Below are 18,474 nucleotides of genomic sequence, written 5' to 3'. Positions count from 1 at the left end.
CTCCGCGCTCCCGCCCACGGTTCAGCCCGCTCTGAGCGCCATCGTCATCGCCTCCACCGCGAGCAGTGGCGGCACGTTGCGGTCCAGGGCCTCGGAGCAGGCGGCGACCGCCTCGATGCGGCGGAGCGTCGACTCGGGCGAGCTGCCGCGGGCGAGCCGCTCCAGGGCCTCCTCGGCGTCGGCGTTGGCGATCGCCACGCGGGAGCCGAGCTGGTGGGCGAGGACGTCGCGGTAGAAGGCGGTGAGGTCGCTCAGGGCGAGGTCGAGGCTGTTGCGCTGGGTACGCGCCTTGCGGCGTTTCTGATCGGCCTCCAGGTCCTTCATCACGCCCGCCGTGCCGCGCGGAAGCCGACCGCCCTGGGCCGCGCCCAGAGCGGCCTTCAGCTCCTCGGTCTCCTTGGTGTCCATCTCCTCGGCGAGCTGCTTGGCGTCCTCCGCCGCCGCGTCGACCAGCTCCTGGGCGGCCTTGAGGGCGCCGCCGACGTCCTCGATCCGCAGCGGCAGCTTCAGTACGGCCGCCCGGCGGGCCCGGGCCGCCGGGTCCGTGGCCAGGCGGCGGGCCCGGTCGACGTGGCCCTGGGTGGCGCTCGCCGCCGCGGCGGCCACGTCGGGCTCTACGCCCTCGCGCCGGACGAGCATGTCGGCGACGGCCTCGACCGACGGCGTGCGCAGGTTCAGGTGGCGGCAGCGGGAGCGGATCGTGGGCAGGACGTCTTCCACCGAGGGCGCGCACAGCAGCCAGACCGTGCGCGGGGCGGGCTCCTCCACGGCCTTCAGGACGGCGTTGGCCGACTTCTCGTTCAGCCGCTCGGCCTCCTCGACGAGGATGACCTGCCAGCGGCCGTTCGCCGGTGAGGTGAACGACTTGCGGACGGTGTCCCGCATGTCCTGGGCCCTGATCTCCGCGCCGACGGCGACCACCGTGCTGACGTCCGCGTGGGTGCCGACCAGCGCGGTGTGGCAGCCGTCGCAGAAACCGCAGCCGGGGACGCCGCCGAGGGCGCGGTCGGGGCTCACGCACTGCAGCGCGGCGGCGAAGGCCCGGGCCGTCTGCGTCACGCCCGAGCCGGGCGGGCCGGTGAACAGCCAGGCGTGCGTCATGCTCGTGGCCTGCGGCAGCGGGCCGCCGGCCGCGGCGGCGGTGACGAAGGCGTCGGCGTCCCGGGCAGCGGCGGCGAGCGGCTCGCTCGCCTTCTCCTGCCCGACGAGGTCGTCCCACACGGTCATGGGTCACGCCGTCCTTCCGTCACACTGAGCCATCACACCGTCACACTGGGCCGTTGCGCCGTCGCACCGAGCCGTCGTTCCACCGACTGGTCCGTGGCAACGGCTGGCCCGGTGCAACGGCTGGTCCGGTGCAACGAGCCGGCGCTCCGGGCCGGCCACCCGTGTCATCCATTGTGCGGGGCGGCACTGACAATGCGGCCGGGCTGCCACAGTCACCGGGAACCCAGGACCGGCGGGCACGGGCACGGGCACGGGACCAGCGGGCCGAGTCCCGCGGGCCCCTGCTCAGCGCCGTCCCCGGCCCCTGCCCCGGCGGCCGCCCTCGTCGTCGTCCTCGTCACGCGGTCCGAGCAGTTCGTCCGCCAGGGTCGGCAGGTCGTCCAGCGGGGTCTCCTCGGCCCAGTCCGGGCGGCGCCTGCGGGGCGGTGCCTGGTCTGGGTCGATCTGGGGCAGCTCGCGGGTGCGGTCCCGGGGCTCGTCGGCGTGGTGGGCACCGGCGGCCGGGCCCTCCTCCCGGAAGTAGCCGGGCGGGACCCGGTCGGCGGGGTCGTCCTCGCGTACGGGCGGCAGCACGGCCGTCTCATCGGCGGCTCCCTGCGGCACGGGCGGCAGCACCGCCGTCTCCTCGGGGTCCTGCGGCTCCACCGCGGGCAGCACCGCGGTCTCGTCCGCCGCACCGGCCGGCACCGGCGGCACGGGCAGCTCGGCCGTCACCTCGGACTCGGACTCCGGCTCGGACCTCTGCTCGGACCCCGGCTCCGTCGCAGGGCTGCCGGGCTCTCCGGACGTCCGGCTGTCGGCGCCCCGCGTGCCGTCGCCGGGCGTGTCGGCGTCGGGCGTGTCGGCGTCGGGCACGTCCTCGTCGGGCGTGTCGCGCACCGGTCGCAGGACCGCCGTGTCCTCCACGGGACCGCCGGAGGCGTTCGTGGGCGTCACCACGGGCGTCGGCACCGTCATCGCGTCAGCGTCAGCGTCCGCATCAGCGCTCGAGTCCACCTCGGCGGCCGACGGCGACGGCGAGGCCGCGGTCGGCTTCGGCCGGGGCGCGCCGGCGGCGGGCGGAGCCGACGACTTGGGGCCCGCAGCGGCCGCTGCCGCCGCCTGCTCCGCCGCCCGGCGTGCCTCCTCCGCGCGCAGCAGGGCCTCCTCGGCCCTGCGCTGCTTCTCCAGGCGCCGGGCCTCGGCCTCCGCGCGCAGCCGCTCCTCCTCCTCGGCCTGCTTGCGGTGCCGCTCCTCCTCGGCCCGCAGCCGGGCCTCCTCCTCGGCGCGCGCCTTCTCCTCGGCGAGGAGCCTGGCCCGCTCCTCCTCGGCCTTGCGCCGCGCCTCTTCGGCCCGCTGCCTGGCCTCCTCGGCCTGCCGCTCGGCCTCGCGCCGCTGCGCCTCCTCCAGCTCGCGCCGCTTGCGCTCCTCCTCCTCGGCGCGCACCCGCGCCTCCTCCTCGAGGCGCTCGCGCTCCAGACGCTCCTCCTCCGCCTTGCGCGCGGCCTCTTCCTCGGCCTTGCGGCGCGCCTCCTCCTCGGCCTTGCGGCGCGCCTCCTCCTGGGCCTTGATCTCGGCCTCGGACAGCGGCAGCACCTGGTCGAGCCGGTGACGTACGACGCTGGTGACGGCCTCGGGCTCCTGGCCCGCGTCCACCACGAGGTAGCGCCCGGGATCGGCGGCGGCCAGGGTGAGGAAACCGGAGCGCACGCGGGCGTGGAACTCGGCGGGCTCCGACTCCAGCCGGTCCGGAGCCTCGGTGAACCGCTCGCGCGCCGTCTCCGGCGCGACGTCCAGCAGGACGGTCAGGTGCGGCACGAGCCCGTTGGTGGCCCAGCGGTTGATGCGGGCGATCTCGGTGGGCGACAGGTCGCGGCCGGCGCCCTGGTAGGCCACCGAGGAGTCGATGTACCGGTCGGAGACGACCACGGCGCCGCGCTCGAGTGCGGGCCGGACGACCGTGTCGACGTGCTCCGCGCGGTCGGCGGCGTACAGCAGCGCCTCCGCGCGGTGCGACAGACCGGCGCTGGAGACGTCCAGCAGGATGGAGCGCAGCCGCTTGCCGACCGGCGTCGCCCCCGGCTCGCGGGTGAGCACGACCTCGTGGCCCTTGCCGCGGATCCACTCGGCGAGGGCCTCGGCCTGGGTGGACTTGCCTGCGCCGTCGCCGCCCTCCAGGGCGATGAAGAAGCCGTTCGCCGCGGGCGTCGGCTCCGGGTCGTCGCCCCCGAGCAGCGCGTCCCGCAGATCGTGCCGCAGCGGCACGCCGGAGCGGTCGTCGACCTTGGCGAGGACCAGCGCGGCCAGCGGCAGCAGCAGCGCGCCGAGCAGCATCATCAGGAATGCGGCGCCGCCGTGGGCGAAGACGAACTTGCCGTTCTCCAGCCGGTGCGGGCCGATCGCCGCGGCCACCACGGGGGCGACGACCGCGCCGAGCGCCACGTAGACCCGGACGACCGCGTGCAGGTGCTCGGTGGTCCGTGCCCGGCGGTGGTCCTCGGTCTCCTGGTCGAGCAGCGCGTGCCCGGTGTTCGCGGCGACACCGGCGCCGACGCCGGCCAGCGCGAGGAGCAGCAGCACGGTGGTGTCGTCCGGGACCAGTCCGGCGGCCAGCAGGGCGACGCCGACGAAGGCGGTCGCGAGGGCGAGCAGACGCCGGCGGGACAGCGACGGCAGCAGGGCGGGAGCGGTGCGGATGCCGACGACGACGCCGCCGGTCAGCGCGCCCGCCATCAGTCCGAACAGGACGGGCCCGCCGCCCATGTCCTTGGCGTGCAGCACCGCCACGGCGACCGCGGCGGAGACCACGGCGGCGACGGCGGCGCAGGCGAACACCAGCAGCGGGAGCGCTCCGGTGCGGCCCTTGTCGACGCCACTGCCGCTCCTGGGGCGGCGCAGGCCCTCCAGCGGTGACCGCGCGCGCGGCGTACGGACGCCGGGCAGCTCCAGGAGGGCCACCACGGACAGGGACGCGGCGAAGAGCCCGGCCGCGACGTACGAACCGAGCGCCGCCTGGTGCTCGGCGAACCAGGCGACGCCGGAGCCCAGCAGGTTGTTCACCAGTCCCGCGACGACCAGGACGGCGCCGGCGAGGGGGACGGCCACGAAGGTCGTGCGCAGCGACAGGCGGCGCAGCGCGTCCATGTGGTCGGGCAGCGGCCGTACCGTCGCGCCCTCCAGGGGCGGCGCGGGCAGCAGCGCGGGCGCCGCGCTCTCCCGGCACACCGTCCAGAAGCGCTCGGCGACGCCGGTGACGAAGGCCGTCACCAGGAGCACGGCGAGCGCGTCGTCCGGCATCCAGTCGATCCACAGCGGCGCGACGATCAGCAGTGCGGCGCGCAGTCCGTCGGCGCCGACCATGGTCCAGCGCCGGTCGAGCGGACCGTCCTGCGAGGTGAGCGAGGTGAGCGGCCCGAGCAGTACGGCGCCGAAGAGCAGCGTCGCGAGGATGCGGACACCGAAAACGGTCGCCACTGCGAACGCCACGCCCCGGTAGCCCCCGCCGAACGAGCCCGCGCCGATGGCGGCCTGGACGGCGAGGAGCACCAGCACCAGGAGGGCGAGGATGTCGCCGACACCCCCCACCAACTGGGCGCTCCACAACCGCCTCAGCTGCGGGCGGCGCAGCAGGGCGCGGACGGCGCGCTCGCGGGAGTCCGCGACCAGGGCGTCGTCGGGGGCGGGGTGAGGGGCCGTTGGCTGCTCGGCTCGCGTCATGCGTTCAGCCTATAGGGCGCCGCCGACAGTCCGGCGCGCCCGGCCGAACGTACGCACGCCCCGACACCGAAATGATGCCGGGGCGTTCGTTTTGCGAAGAGCGTGCGCGGACCTCTCCGCTTCGGGACACGTCCGTGCGGCGTCCCTGACCGGTGTTCAGTCCTCCGACGTCTTCGACGCGGTCGCCTTCCTGGCGGCCGTGCCGGCGGTCGTCTTCTTGGCGGTGCTCTTCGCCGTGCTCTTGGCGGCGGTCTTCTTGGCGGCCGTCGTCGTCTTCGCCGCGGCCGTCTTCTTGGTCGCCGCAGTCTTCTTGGCGGCAGTCTTGGCCGCCGCCGTCTTCTTGGCCGCCGTCTTCTTCGCGGCCGTCTTCTTGGCGGCCTTCTTCGCCGTCTTCTTCGCGGGCCCCTTGGCGCGCTTCTCGGCGAGCAGCTCGTAACCGCGCTCGGGCGTGATCTCCTCGACGCTGTCGCCGGAGCGCAGGGTCGCGTTGGTCTCGCCGTCGGTGACGTACGGGCCAAAGCGGCCGTCCTTGACCACGACGGGCTTCTCGCTGACCGGGTCGGTGCCGAGCTCCTTCAGCGGCGGCTTGGCCGCGGCCCGGCCACGCTGCTTGGGCTGGGCGTAGATCGCCAGCGCCTCCTCCAGCGTGATGCCGAAGAGCTGCTCCTCGGTCTGCAGGGACCGCGAGTCCGTGCCCTTCTTCAGGTACGGGCCGTAGCGGCCGTTCTGCGCGGTGATCTCGACGCCCTCCGCGTCGGTGCCGACGACCCGCGGCAGCGACATCAGCTTCAGGGCGTCGTCCAGGGTGACCGTGTCCAGGGACATGGACTTGAACAGCGACGCGGTGCGCGGCTTCACGGCGTTCTTGCCGGTCTTCGGGGTGCCCTCGGGCAGCACCTCGGTGACGTACGGGCCGTAGCGGCCGTCCTTGGCGACGATGGTGTGGCCGGTGGCCGGGTCGGTGCCCAGTTCGAAGTCGCCGCTCGGCTTGGCGAGCAGTTCCTCCGCCAGTTCCACGGACAGCTCGTCCGGCGCCAGGTCCTCGGGGACGTCGGCGCGCTGGTGGTTGTCGGAGTCCCGCTCGCCGCGCTCGACGTACGGGCCGTAGCGGCCGACGCGCAGCACGATGTCGTTGCCGACGGGGAAGGAGGACACCTCGCGGGCGTCGATCGCGCCGAGGTCGGTCACCAGTTCCTTGAGGCCGCCGAGGTGGTCGCCGTCGCCGTTGCCCGCGTCGGCCGCGCCGCCGTTGCCCGGGGCGGGGCCGGGGTCGTCGCCCTCGCCGAAGTAGAAGCGCCGCAGCCACGGCACCGACTGCGCCTCGCCGCGGGCGATGGCGTCGAGGTCGTCCTCCATCTTGGCGGTGAAGTCGTAGTCGACGAGCCGCCCGAAGTGCTTCTCCAGGAGGTTGACCACGGCGAAGGAGAGGAAGGAGGGGACGAGAGCCGTGCCCTTCTTGAAGACGTAGCCGCGGTCGAGGATGGTGCCGATGATCGACGCGTACGTCGACGGGCGGCCGATCTCCCGGTCCTCCAGCTCTTTGATCAGCGACGCCTCGGTGTAGCGGGCCGGGGGCTTGGTGGCGTGGCCGTCGACCGCGATCTCGTCGGCCGTCAGCGCGTCGCCCTCGGCGACCTGCGGCAGGCGGCGCTCGCGGTCGTCCAGCTCGGCGTTCGGGTCGTCGGCGCCCTCGACGTAGGCCTTGAGGAAGCCGTGGAAGGTGATGGTCTTGCCGGAGGCGCTGAACTCCACGTCCCGGCCGTCGGAGGCGGCGCCGCCGATCTTGACCGTGACACTGTTCCCGGTCGCGTCCTTCATCTGGGAGGCGACGGTCCGCTTCCAGATCAGCTCGTACAGCTTGAACTGCTCGCCGGTCAGCCCGGTCTCGGCGGGCGTGCGGAAACGGTCGCCCGAGGGCCGGATCGCCTCGTGCGCCTCCTGCGCGTTCCTGACCTTGCCGGCGTACGTGCGGGGCTGCGGCGGCAGGTAGTCGGTGCCGTACAGCTGCGTGACCTGGGCGCGGGCCGCGGTGAGCGCGGTGTCGCTGAGGGTCGTGGAGTCCGTACGCATGTAGGTGATGTAGCCGTTCTCGTACAGCTTCTGGGCCACCTGCATGGTCGCCTTCGCGCCGAGGCCGAGCTTGCGGCTGGCCTCCTGCTGGAGCGACGTCGTACGGAACGGGGGGTACGGGGAGCGGCGGTACGGCTTGGACTCGACGGAGCGCACCGAGAACCGCGTGTCCTCGAGGGCGGCGGCCAGCGCGCGGGCGTTCGCCTCGTCGAGGTGGAGGGTGTCGGCGTTCTTGAGCCGGCCCAGGGAGTCGAAGTCGCGGCCCTGTGCGACGCGCCGTCCGTCGACCGTCTGGAGGCGGGCGACCAGCGACGACGGGTCGGATGCGTCCCCCGCGCGGCCGGTCGCGAAGGTGCCGGTGAGGTCCCAGTACTCGGCGGAGCGGAACGCCATGCGGGCGCGCTCCCGCTCGACGACGAGCCGGGAGGCGACGGACTGGACGCGGCCCGCCGACAGGCGCGGCATGACCTTCTTCCACAGGACCGGCGAGACCTCGTAGCCGTAGAGGCGGTCGACGATGCGGCGCGTCTCCTGGGCGTCGACGAGCTTCTGGTTGAGCTCGCGCGGGTTGGCGACGGCGGCCCGGATGGCGTCCTTGGTGATCTCGTGGAACACCATGCGCTTGACCGGGATCTTCGGCTTGAGGACTTCCTGGAGATGCCAGGCGATGGCCTCGCCCTCGCGGTCCTCGTCGGTGGCGAGGTAGAGCTCGTCGGATTCCTTCAGCAGGTCCTTGAGCTTCTTGACCTGGGACTTCTTGTCGGCGTTGACCACGTAGATCGGCTCGAAGTCGTGGTCGACGTCCACACCGAGGCGGCGGACCTCGCCGGTGTACTTCTCCGGCACCTCCGCCGCGCCGCTGGGAAGGTCGCGAATGTGCCCGACGCTCGCCTCGACGACGTATCCAGGACCGAGATAGCCCTTGATCGTCTTCACCTTGTTAGGCGACTCGACGATGACGAGTCGGCGGCCGCCGTCTGCGGTCTCGCTGGTCGGGGACAACTTCGCTCTTCTTTCCGGTCGACGCTGGGCCTCCCCAGGCCGTGGTCCCGGGTCGGGTCGTTCTGTGTTTCGGTCGTGACGCTGCGGAGTGTGACGGTACCTCCCGCCCCCGTGTCAAACGGGAAAAGCTCACAACGGCCACTCGAACGGTAACCCGACGAACCCTGTTCCTGCCGCCCGGTGTCGGTTCCGGTCCCGGCGCGCGTATCCGGAGCGCGACCTGCCGGTTACTCGGCCGGGGCTACGGGAGGGGGCCGGAACCGGCCCTTCAGACCTGTGTCAGGCACCATGCGGCGAGGGCCAGCGCGACCACCCCGGTGACGGCCGCGAAGGCCGCCGATGCGACCGGACTCACACCTTCCGCGACGGGCCGGCCGTGCCGCACCCGCGCTGTGGTCCACACCAGCAGACCGGCCCCGAACAGGGCGAACACCAGTCCTGCGAAGATCGCCGGTCCACTCTCCATGGTCCCCGTGCCCCTTGTCTCCAGCCCGCGCGTGTCCAGCCTCCGGGAGGCTGTCACGCACGGGCGGCGGGCAGGCGAACCCCGGGTGAACGCGGGGCCGACCGTGCGGCGGGGGTGGCCTGTTCCTCCCGTACGGCGGCTCGTTTCTCCCGTACGGCGGTGGGGCGCGGGGCGGCGCAGACCGGCGGCGCGTCCGCAGCCCTTTCCACACCGGTCGCGGCATGCCGGTCCGGCGTTGGGAGCTCGCGTTGGGGGCCTCACGAAGCGGACCTCACGATGGGGGTCTCGCTGCGCGCGGGTCTCATTGAGTGCCGTCTCAAGGAGCACCGGTCCCCACTGAGGACTGGTCCGGCCGAGGACCGGTCCAGCCGGGTACCGGTCCAGCCGGGTACCGGTCCAGCCGGGTACCGGTCCAGCCCAGTACCGGTCCAGCCCAGTACCGGTCCAGCCCAGTACCGGTCCAGCCCAGTACCGGTCCAGCCCAGTACCGGTCCGGCTACGCCGGTTCGAGGAACCCCTGCTCCACCAGCAGCCGGATCTGTGCGGGCGTGCGGTCCCGCAGGGCGACCGGGTCCTCGCCGACCAGCTGGGCGATGGCGTCCAGGATGCGGCCGGCGCTCATCGTGCCGTCGCAGACGCCCGCGAAACCGGCGCCGACGGTGTCGACCCGGGTGGCCCTGCGCATGCCGCGGTTCTGGCGCAGCACGACGTGCTCCGGGTCCTCGGCGCCGGGCAGTCCGACCTGTTCCTGTACGACCTCGCCGGCCAGCGTGAAGTGCGCTTCGAGCAGGGCTGCGTCGTCGTGGGCGCGGAGGTAGTCGACGCGGTCGAAGTGGGCGCGGACGGCCTCGCCGAGCGGCTGCTCGACCGGGTGCGGCCACTCCTCGGCGACGACCGAGGGCTCCGCGGCCCCGGCCCGGCGCAGCGTGATCCAGCCGAAGCCGACGGCCCTGACCCCCCGCGCCTCGAACTCGTCCAGCCACGCGTCGTACCGCGCCTGGTACTCGGCCGGGTCGCCACGGTGGTCGCCCGCGTCCCTGAGCCACAGCTCGGCGTACTGCGTGACGTCCTGCACCTCGCGCTGCACGATCCACGCGTCGCAGCCGCGCGGCACCCAGGAGCGCAGCCGGTCCGTCCACTCCTCCCCGTCGACGTGCTGCCAGTTGGCGAGGAAGTGCGCGAATCCGCCCTCGTTCAGGCGCTCCCCCGTCTGCTGAACGAGCGAGCGGCACAGATCGTCCCCGCCCATCCCGCCGTCGCGGTAGGTGAGCCGGGCGCCGGGCGAGATCACGAAGGGCGGGTTGGAGACGATCAGGTCGTACGTCTCGTCGTCGTGCACGGGGTCGTAGAGGGAGCCCTCGCGCAGGTCGGCCGCCTGGGCGCCGGAGAGGGCGAGGGTGAGCGCGGTGATGTGCAGCGCGCGCGGGTTCACGTCGGTCGCCGTCACGCGCGTGGCGTGCGCGGCAGCGTGCAGCGCCTGGATGCCGGAGCCGGTGCCGACGTCGAGGGCCGCGGCCACGGGTGTGCGGACGGTGAGGCCCGCGAGGGTCGTGGAGGCGCCGCCGACGCCGAGGACGACGCCCTCGGCGTGGTTGCCGATGCCTCCGGCGCCGCCGACCGCACAGCCGAGGTCGGAGACGATGAACCAGTCCTCGCCGCCGGGGCCGCCGAAGGGCCGTACGTCCACGGTGGCCGCCACCTCGTCGTCGCCCGCGCGGACCAGCCAGCCGCTCTCCAGGCAGGCGTCGACGGGCAGAACGTGCTCCACGCGCGCGTGGAGGACCGGTTGCTGCAGCAGGAACAGCCGGACGAGCAGCGCGAGCGGCGTGTCGCCGCGGGTGGCACGGAGCGCGGGCACGGTCTCGCTGCGCGACAGGGCCGCATAGGCGGGGGCGCCGAGCAGCTCCAGCAGTCCGTCGGCGGTGAAGGACGCCCCGAGCAGGGCGTCCCGCAGCCGTGCGGTGACGTCGGGGCGGTCGGCGGAGGGCAGGGGGGACAGGCTGGCGTTACTCACACCCCCATTGTGGCCCCGCACACCCGTTGCGGCCCTGCCGCACACTGCCGCCCTGCCGCACGCTGCCTGCCGCCCCCGCGGCTGCCGGCCCTGCGGCCTGCCGCCCGTCGCGCCTCGCCCGTGCCCGCGCCCTTGCCCGCGCCCGCACCCTTGCCCGCGCCCGTCGCGGCCCTGCGGTCAGCCGGCCGCGGCAGACGGCGTCACCGAGGCGGCCTTGCAGCTCTCCTGCTTCGCCATCGCCTGGCCGACGTCGCCCTCCTCCAGGGTCTTCAGGGCGTTGCTGCCGCTCTTGCTGAGCTTGTTCAGCTCGGTGGCGATGTCCTTGAGACCGTCGGCGAACTTCGCCTGGTCCTTGGTGTCGAGGTCCTCCACCTGCTTCCTCAGGGAGCCGTAGGAGGAGGAGAGGCCGTTCAGTTCGGTGACGGCGTCCTTCTGCTTCTTCTCGCCGTCGTCGACGTCCGGGGGACCGGCCTTCTGCACGGTGGCGCCCATCGCCTTGTAGGCGTCGGACATGTCCTGGAAGGCCTTCGCGTCGGTCTTCTGGACCTCGGCCGGCGTGCTGTTGTCCGAGGTCTCCTTCTGGATCGCCGCGTTGGCCGCCTCGATCTTCTTGGCCTGCGGCTGCACCCCGTCGCAGACGTCCTTCGCCCAGGCGTCCAGCTTCTCGTTGTCGTCGCCGCTGCCGCAGCCCGTCAGCGCCAGTACCAGTACCGCACCGCCGGAGAGTGCGGCCGCGAGCTTCTTGTTCACCGGGTTGGTCCCTTCCGTGGCTCTCGGCCCCGGAACATACACGCCGGACGGGAGACATCCGGAGGACGAACAGCCGTTAAGACCGTATTGGAGCCATTTGCACCAAGAGAGAGAAGGCTCACGGTGGGAGGGCGCGCACCGGCATGAAACGGGCGGACGACGCGTCAACACGCGCCGTCCGCCCGCACTTTGAGCTGCGCCGTTCAGAATGCCCGGGTGACGTCCGCTACGAAACCACGGCGGGATCGGCCGACTTGGGCTCCCGGTCGGGGTTGTCCTCGTCACCCATGGCGATGCCGCGCCGCTTGGAGACGTAGACCGCCGCCGCGATGACGACGAACGCGACGACGGCGATCAGGACCCGGACGCCGGTGCTTTTGTCGGCGCCGTAGGAGAACTTGATGACCGCCGGCGCGATGAGCAGCGCGACCAGGTTCATGACCTTCAGCAGCGGGTTGATGGCCGGGCCGGCGGTGTCCTTGAAGGGGTCGCCGACCGTGTCGCCGATGACGGTGGCGGCGTGCGCCTCGCTGCCCTTGCCGCCGTGGTGGCCGTCCTCGACGAGCTTCTTGGCGTTGTCCCAGGAGCCACCGGAGTTGGCGAGGAACACCGCCATCAGCGTCCCGGCACCGATCGCGCCCGCGAGGAACGCGCCGAGGGCGCCGACGCCGAGGGTGAAGCCGATGAAGATGGGCGCCATCACGGCGAGCAGGCCGGGCGTGGCGAGTTCGCGCAGGGCGTCCCTGGTGCAGATGTCGACGACCTTGCCGTACTCCGGCTTCTCGGTGTGGTCCATGATGCCGGGCCGTTCCCGGAACTGCCGCCGCACCTCGAAGACCACGGCGCCCGCCGACCGCGACACCGCGTTGATCGCCAGCCCCGAGAAGAGGAAGACGACCGCCGCGCCCGCGATGAGCCCGACGAGGTTGTTGGGCTGTGAGATGTCCATCATCAGGTTCATCGGCGCGCCCTCGCCGCTGAGCTTCTCGCCCACGTCCGCCGCGCCGGTGGTGATGGCATCGCGGTACGACCCGAACAGGGCCGCCGCCGCGAGGACCGCGGTGGCGATGGCGATGCCCTTGGTGATGGCCTTGGTGGTGTTGCCGACCGCGTCGAGGTCGGTGAGCACCTGGGCGCCGGCGCCCTCGACGTCGCCGGACATCTCGGCGATACCCTGCGCGTTGTCGGAGACCGGTCCGAAGGTGTCCATGGCGACGATCACACCGACCGTGGTGAGCAGACCGGTGCCGGCCAGCGCCACCGCGAACAGCGCCAGCATGATCGACGTGCCGCCGAGCAGGAAGGCCCCGTAGACGCCGAGGCCGATCAGCAGGGCGGTGTAGACGGCGGATTCGAGGCCGAGCGAGATACCGGCGAGGACGACGGTGGCGGGACCGGTGAGCGAGGTCTTGCCGATGTCCTTGACGGGACGCCGGGTGGTCTCGGTGAAGTATCCGGTGAGCTGCTGGATCAGGGCGGCGAGCACGATGCCGATCGCCACCGCGACCAGCGCGAGGATCCGCGGGTCGCCGCTCCTGCCGGCGATCGCCGCGTCGGTGACGCCGTCCAGGTCGGCGTAGCTGCCGGGCAGGTAGACGAAGACGGCGACCGCCACCAGCACCAGCGAGATCACGGCGGAGACGAAGAAGCCCCGGTTGATCGCGCTCATGCCGCTGCGGTCGGAGCGCCGTGGCGCCACCGCGAAGATGCCGATCATGGCGGTGATCACACCGATCGCCGGGACCAGCAGCGGGAACGCCAGTCCGGAGTCGCCGAAGGCGACCTTGCCGAGGATCAGTGCGGCCACCAGGGTGACGGCGTACGACTCGAAGAGGTCGGCGGCCATCCCCGCGCAGTCGCCGACGTTGTCGCCCACGTTGTCGGCGATGGTCGCGGCATTGCGCGGATCGTCCTCCGGAATGCCCTGTTCGACCTTGCCGACCAGGTCGGCGCCGACGTCGGCGGCCTTGGTGAAGATGCCGCCGCCGACCCGCATGAACATCGCGATCAGCGCGGCTCCCAGTCCGAATCCCTCCAGGACCTTCGGCGCGTCGGCCGCGTACACCAGCACCACGCAGCAGGCGCCCAGCAGGCCGAGCCCCACCGTGAACATGCCGACCACGCCACCGGTGCGAAAAGCGATCTTCGTGGCTCTGTGCGAGACGAGAGTGAGATCCTTTTCCGGTTCTCCCGGGGCCGGAGTCGCCTCCCGCGCCGCCGCCGCGACGCGCACGTTGCTGCGCACGGCGAGCCACATGCCGATATACCCGGTGGCCGCCGAGAACGCGGCGCCGATCAGGAAGAAGATCGAACGACCCGCACGTTGATTCCAGTCGTCCGCGGGCAGCAGCAGGAGCAGAAAGAACACGACGACGGCGAATACGCCGAGCGTGCGCAACTGGCGGGCCAGATAGGCGTTCGCGCCTTCCTGTACGGCCGCCGCGATCTTCTTCATGCTGTCGGTTCCCTCGCCCGCGGCCAGCACCTGGCGCACCAGGACGCCCGCGAGCACCAGCGCGGCCAGGGCGACGACCGCGATCACGGCGACGAGGACACGGTTGCCGTCGGTCAGCACGGCGGCCGCGAGGGTCGAGGGGTCACCCAGCTGACGAGGGCCAAACTGATGTGAGGTGGAAAGCTCCGCCATTCGTCCTCCTTGACGCTTGGGCTGAGCTCAAGATGTGGACGGGATTGTAGGTACCGGAACCTGATCAAAACAGTGCACGACAAAAGGAATTACCCTGTCAACCACAAGGGCGTCGGAAGTAGTAATGCCCTTCCGGCATTAATTCCGTGATCCATCCGGTGATTCACTGATCGACTTGACCGGAAATCTCCGTGCCGTTGATCTCGAAGAGCTGATCTCGAAGAGCTGATCTCGAAGAGCTGATCTCGATAAGTTGATCGTGAACTGCTTCTGGCGAACGGTTGATCGTGAAGGAATTCACTTGGCGTCCGCACGAGCCCAATGTATGTCCGCACATGCCGAAGGGCCCCACCGGGTGGGGCCCTTCGGGTGATCCTCGGGTGGCCTTCGGGCGTACGCGGAGGTCAGACCGGTGGCAGCACCGCCGGTGCGGTGGGCCAGGTCATGCGGATCAGTCCGCCGTCCTCGCCCGCCCTGACCTCCACGTCGTCGACGAGCCCGCTGATGACCGCGAGCCCCATCTCGTCCTCCTCGGCCTCCGGCTCGTCGGCAGCGGCTCCGGGAGTGTTCGTCGCCGGAGCCGTGTGCGGCGCCTCGTCGCCGACCTCGATGGAGAACTGCTTCTCCTCCTCGATCAGCGACACCTTGACCGGCGCCGTGATGCCGATGTGCTGATGCAGGCCCACCGCCCTGGTGCAGGCCTCGCCGACGGCGAGCCTGACCTCGTCGAGGACGGCCTCGTCCACTCCCGCCCTGCGAGCCACCGCGGCCGCCACCAGACGGGCGGTGCGGACATGCTCGGGCAGCGCACTGAAGCGGAGTTCGACGGTGGCCATGCATCCCCCTCGGAACTACGGGCGTGCTTTCGGGGGTCCGGGCCGCCGACAGCCCGGACCCCCCTCGTTGTACGTGCGGTCCCGGGCCCGCGGGCCCGGGACCGGTCGTCTCGGTACCGGTCGTCTCAGTCGGTGGCCGCCACCGCTTCCTCGACCGAGGTGTGAATGGGGAACACCTTGGTGAGGCCGGTGATACGGAAGATCTTGAGAATGCGCTCCTGGTTGCAGACCAGGCGCAGCGAGCCCTCATGGGCACGCACCCGCTTCAGTCCGCCGACCAGCACGCCGAGCCCTGTGGAGTCGAGGAAGTCCACGCCCTCCATGTCGACGACGAGGTGGAAACTCCCGTCGTTCACGAGCTCGACCAGCTGCTCACGCAGCTTGGGCGCGGTGTATACGTCAATTTCGCCACCGACCTCGACGACCGTACGATCGCCGACGGTACGGGTCGACAGGGACAGGTCCACGGATCCTCCAGCACCTTGCTATCGAGCGGTCGTCCCTCGGGACACCTCGGCTTGAAGCCCCCAGGACGGTTCGCCAGCCGCGATGGCATTCAATCACTTACCGGCAGGCGTGCACGACGCCTTCCTCCCATTGTCCGTCACGCCAGTGACAGACTCGGTGCCGATGGCCAAGAATCACCGATCCGATCGACCCCCGGCGGAGCCCGGCTCCCGGCCGGAACCGAGCACCGTCCTGGCCCGGCTCGCCGCGGGACCGAGCCGGGCTGCGCGCATCACTCATACGGAGCACTTGCCCCCGCGCGCGGGCCGTCATGCGGTCTGGCCGGACCGGATTCGGCCGGAGATCGTCGCCGCGGTACGGGCCGCGGGCATCGAGCATCCCTGGGCCCACCAGGCACGCGCGGCCGAGCACGCCCTGGACGGCGACTCGGTGGTGGTCGCCACCGGCACCGCCTCCGGCAAGTCCCTGGCCTACCTGGTGCCGGTCCTGTCACGGCTGGTGGACGGCTCCGAGGCCCCCAACGGGCGGGGCGCCACCGCCCTCTACCTGGCCCCCACCAAAGCCCTGGCGGCCGACCAGTGCCGATCCGTGAAGGAACTTTCACAACCTCTCGGCACATCCGTGCGGGCCGCGGTGTACGACGGCGACACGCCGTTCGAGGAACGCGAGTGGATCCGCCAGTACGGCACGTACGTGCTGACCAACCCGGACATGCTGCACCGCGGCATCCTGCCGTCCCACCCGCGCTGGTCCTCCTTCCTGAGGGCGCTGAAGTACGTCGTCATCGACGAGTGCCACACCTACCGGGGCGTCTTCGGCTCCCACGTCGCCCAGGTGCTGCGCAGGCTCCGCAGATTGTGCGCCCGATACGGCGCGTCGCCCGTGTTCCTGCTCGCCTCCGCCACCGCCGCCGAGCCCGCGGTGGCCGCCCGCCGGCTCACCGGGCTGCCCGTCGTCGAGGTAGCCGACGACGCCTCACCCCGCGGTGAACTGGTGTTCGCCCTGTGGGAACCGCCGCTGACCGAACTGGAGGGCGAGAAGGGCGCACCGGTCCGCCGCACGGCCACCGCGGAGGCCGCCGACCTGCTCACCGATCTCACCGTGCAGGGCATGCGCTCGATCACGTTCGTGCGGTCCCGGCGCGGCGCCGAGCTGATCTCGGTGATCGCCCAGGAGCGCCTGGGCGAGGTCGACCGCTCCCTGGCCCGGCGCGTGGCCGCCTACCGCGGGGGCTACCTCCCGGAGGAACGCCGTGCTCTGGAACGCGCCCTGCACTCCGGCGAGCTCCTCGGACTGGCGGCCACGAACGCCCTGGAACTCGGCCTCGACATCTCCGGCCTGGACGCCGTGGTGATCGCCGGCTACCCGGGCACGCGCGCCTCGCTGTGGCAGCAGGCGGGCCGGGCGGGCCGCTCGGGGCAGGGGGCGCTGGCGTTGCTGGTCGCCCGTGACGACCCGCTGGACACCTTCCTCGTCCACCACCCGGAGGCCCTGTTCGACCAGCCGGTGGAGTCCACGGTCCTCGACCCGGACAACCCGTACGTCCTGGCCCCCCACCTGTGCGCGGCGGCTGCCGAACTCCCCCTGACGGAGGAGGACCTGAAGCTCTTCGGCCCCGCCTGCGAGGAGCTGCTGCCCCAGCTGGAGGCGGCGAAGCTGCTGCGCCGGCGCACCCGGGCCTGGCACTGGACCCGCCGCGAGCGCGCCGCCGACCTGACGGACATCCGCGGGGAGGGCGGGCGCCCGGTCCAGGTCGTCGAGACCGGGACGGGGCGGCTGCTGGGGACCGTGGACGCGGGTGCGGCGCACACGACCGTCCACGACGGCGCCGTGCACCTCCACCAGGGCCGCACGTACCTCGTCCGCTCCCTCGACCTGGAGGACTCCGTCGCGCTGGTCGAACAGGCCACTCCCGCCTACTCGACCGTGGCCCGCGACACCACGGCCATCTCGGTCCTGGACACCGACGTCGAGATCCCCTGGGGAGACGGACGCCTTTGCTACGGCTCCGTCGAGGTCACCAACCAGGTGGTCTCCTTCCTGCGCCGGCGGCTGATCACCGGCGAGGTCCTGGGCGAGACCAAGCTCGACCTCCCGGCCCGGACACTGCGCACCCGCGCCGTGTGGTGGACGGTCACCGAGGACCAACTGGACGCGGCCCGGATCAACCCGGAGATCCTCGGAGGGGCCCTGCACGCCGCCGAACACGCCTCGATCGGCATGCTGCCCCTCTTCGCGACCTGCGACCGCTGGGACATCGGCGGCGTGTCCGTCCCGCTGCACCCGGACACGCTGCTGCCGACCGTCTTCGTGTACGACGGCCACCCGGGCGGCGCGGGCTTCGCCGAGCGCGCCTTCCACACGGCCCGCGAATGGCTCACGGCCACCCGCGAGGCCATCGCCTCCTGCGAGTGCGACGCCGGGTGCCCGTCCTGCATCCAGTCCCCCAAGTGCGGCAACGGCAACGAGCCCCTGCACAAACGGGGAGCGGTACGGCTCCTCACAGTGCTGCTGCGGGGAGCAGAGGAGGCCCAGCGGCCGGCAGCGGGGACGGCGGAGACGGGGACGGGGACGGCGGGGACGGGGACGAGGTAGGCGGAGCGGAACGGGCGCACCCCGGACGCGGAGCCGACGCGGACCGAAGGGACCGGGCTGAGACCGGGCTGTCCCGAAGAAACCGGACTGCCCGAAGCTACTGGGCGTGTCGTGCAGACCGTGCTGTCCGAGGACGCCGAGCCGGGGCAGACCGAAGAAGCCGGGCCGGCCGGGCCGGCTCCGGGCACCGAAGCCGCGCCGGGGGCGTCGAGGGCGGGAGTCTCCGAAGCCGGGCCTGCCCTCGCCCGGACCTCCGCCGCGAACGCTCCCGTGCCCGACGCCGCGGTCACGTCCGAGACCTGCCCGGTGAGCACGCAGCGCACGAGCCGGGTCTGCTGGGCCCGCGCGACGCGGTCGGCCTCGGCACACGCCGCCGTGCGGCCCCTGGCCCACTGGTCCGCGGCCGCGAGCGCCGCCATGTCGGCACCCCCGGCCGCCCGGTGCCGGGCCACGACGGCTTGCCCCAGGGCCAGCACGATGCCGAAAACCAGGCACAGAACGGCGACGGCACCCACGCTCCACACAGTCGCCGAGCCCTGGTCGAGGGCCGTCCCGCGACCGGGCACGAGCCGCCGGACAGCCCCGCGGCCGGACCCACGGTGAGCCGTGGAAACGGAGGCGGACCCTGGGACGAGGCCGGTCAGCCGAACGGAGCAACGGCGGTCGCCTCAGTTCCGCCCCGGGCCCCGCGCCCGTCTCTGGC

Annotated in this window: 10 protein-coding genes and 1 pseudogene; 1 reads left to right on the top strand and 10 read right to left on the bottom strand. The window is 72.4% G+C overall.

Translation table 11 applies throughout. From position 1 onward, the window contains the following. Window positions 1-21: 21 nt before the first annotated feature. The 9 genes from HZS56_RS14520 to bldG form a co-directional block, all read right to left on the bottom strand. A complete protein-coding gene (locus tag HZS56_RS14520) occupies window positions 22-1,227 on the bottom strand; it encodes a DNA polymerase III subunit delta' (protein ID WP_216721135.1) in 1,206 nt (401 codons plus the stop codon). 285 nt (window positions 1,228-1,512) lie between these two features. Next, window positions 1,513-4,923: a dTMP kinase gene (gene tmk / locus HZS56_RS14515; RefSeq protein WP_216721134.1), complete on the bottom strand. Its 3,411-nt coding sequence runs from the start codon at window positions 4,921-4,923 to the stop codon at window positions 1,513-1,515. A 156-nt stretch (window positions 4,924-5,079) separates the two neighbouring features. Continuing rightward, window positions 5,080-7,995 (bottom strand): type I DNA topoisomerase, encoded by a 2,916-nt coding sequence (gene topA / locus HZS56_RS14510; RefSeq protein WP_216721133.1) that lies wholly within the window; start codon window positions 7,993-7,995, stop codon window positions 5,080-5,082. Window positions 7,996-8,263: 268 nt separating this feature from the next. After that, window positions 8,264-8,461, bottom strand: a complete 198-nt coding sequence (locus tag HZS56_RS14505) for a hypothetical protein (RefSeq protein ID WP_216721132.1) — start codon at window positions 8,459-8,461, stop codon at window positions 8,264-8,266. 496 nt (window positions 8,462-8,957) lie between these two features. Further along, complete coding sequence (locus tag HZS56_RS14500; RefSeq protein ID WP_216721131.1) at window positions 8,958-10,475, bottom strand: DUF7059 domain-containing protein; 1,518 nt, start codon at window positions 10,473-10,475, stop codon at window positions 8,958-8,960. Between the two features lie 177 nt (window positions 10,476-10,652). Continuing rightward, window positions 10,653-11,225, bottom strand: coding sequence for a small secreted protein (locus HZS56_RS14495; RefSeq protein WP_308408076.1), 573 nt, complete (start codon window positions 11,223-11,225; stop codon window positions 10,653-10,655). Window positions 11,226-11,451: 226 nt separating this feature from the next. Further along, entirely contained in the window at window positions 11,452-13,872 is a 2,421-nt protein-coding gene (locus HZS56_RS14490; protein WP_216721129.1) for a sodium-translocating pyrophosphatase, read from the bottom strand. A gap of 404 nt (window positions 13,873-14,276) precedes the next feature. After that, window positions 14,277-14,708, bottom strand: coding sequence for an ATP-binding protein (locus HZS56_RS14485; RefSeq protein ID WP_216721128.1), 432 nt, complete (start codon window positions 14,706-14,708; stop codon window positions 14,277-14,279). Between the two features lie 125 nt (window positions 14,709-14,833). After that, window positions 14,834-15,175 carry an anti-sigma factor antagonist BldG gene (bldG, locus tag HZS56_RS14480; RefSeq protein ID WP_003975386.1) on the bottom strand — a complete coding sequence of 114 codons (342 nt, stop codon included), beginning with the start codon at window positions 15,173-15,175 and terminating at the stop codon, window positions 14,834-14,836. Between the two features lie 82 nt (window positions 15,176-15,257). On the opposite strand from bldG, the gene sftH reads away from it, so the two are divergent. Beyond that, complete coding sequence (sftH, locus tag HZS56_RS14475; RefSeq protein ID WP_216721127.1) at window positions 15,258-17,771, top strand: DEAD/DEAH box helicase; 2,514 nt, start codon at window positions 15,258-15,260, stop codon at window positions 17,769-17,771. Window positions 17,772-18,013: 242 nt separating this feature from the next. On the opposite strand, the pseudogene HZS56_RS14470 reads toward sftH, so the two are convergent. Next, window positions 18,014-18,337 (bottom strand): annotated as a pseudogene (locus HZS56_RS14470) (Rv3654c family TadE-like protein); the annotation flags it as partial. Between the last annotated feature and the right edge of the window lie 137 nt (window positions 18,338-18,474).

The sequence above is a fragment of the Streptomyces mayonensis genome, assembly GCF_018982965.1.
In the GTDB taxonomy this organism is placed as follows: Bacteria; Actinomycetota; Actinomycetes; order Streptomycetales; family Streptomycetaceae; genus Streptomyces; species Streptomyces mayonensis.
This window is presented reverse-complemented; position numbering and strand designations above follow the sequence as displayed.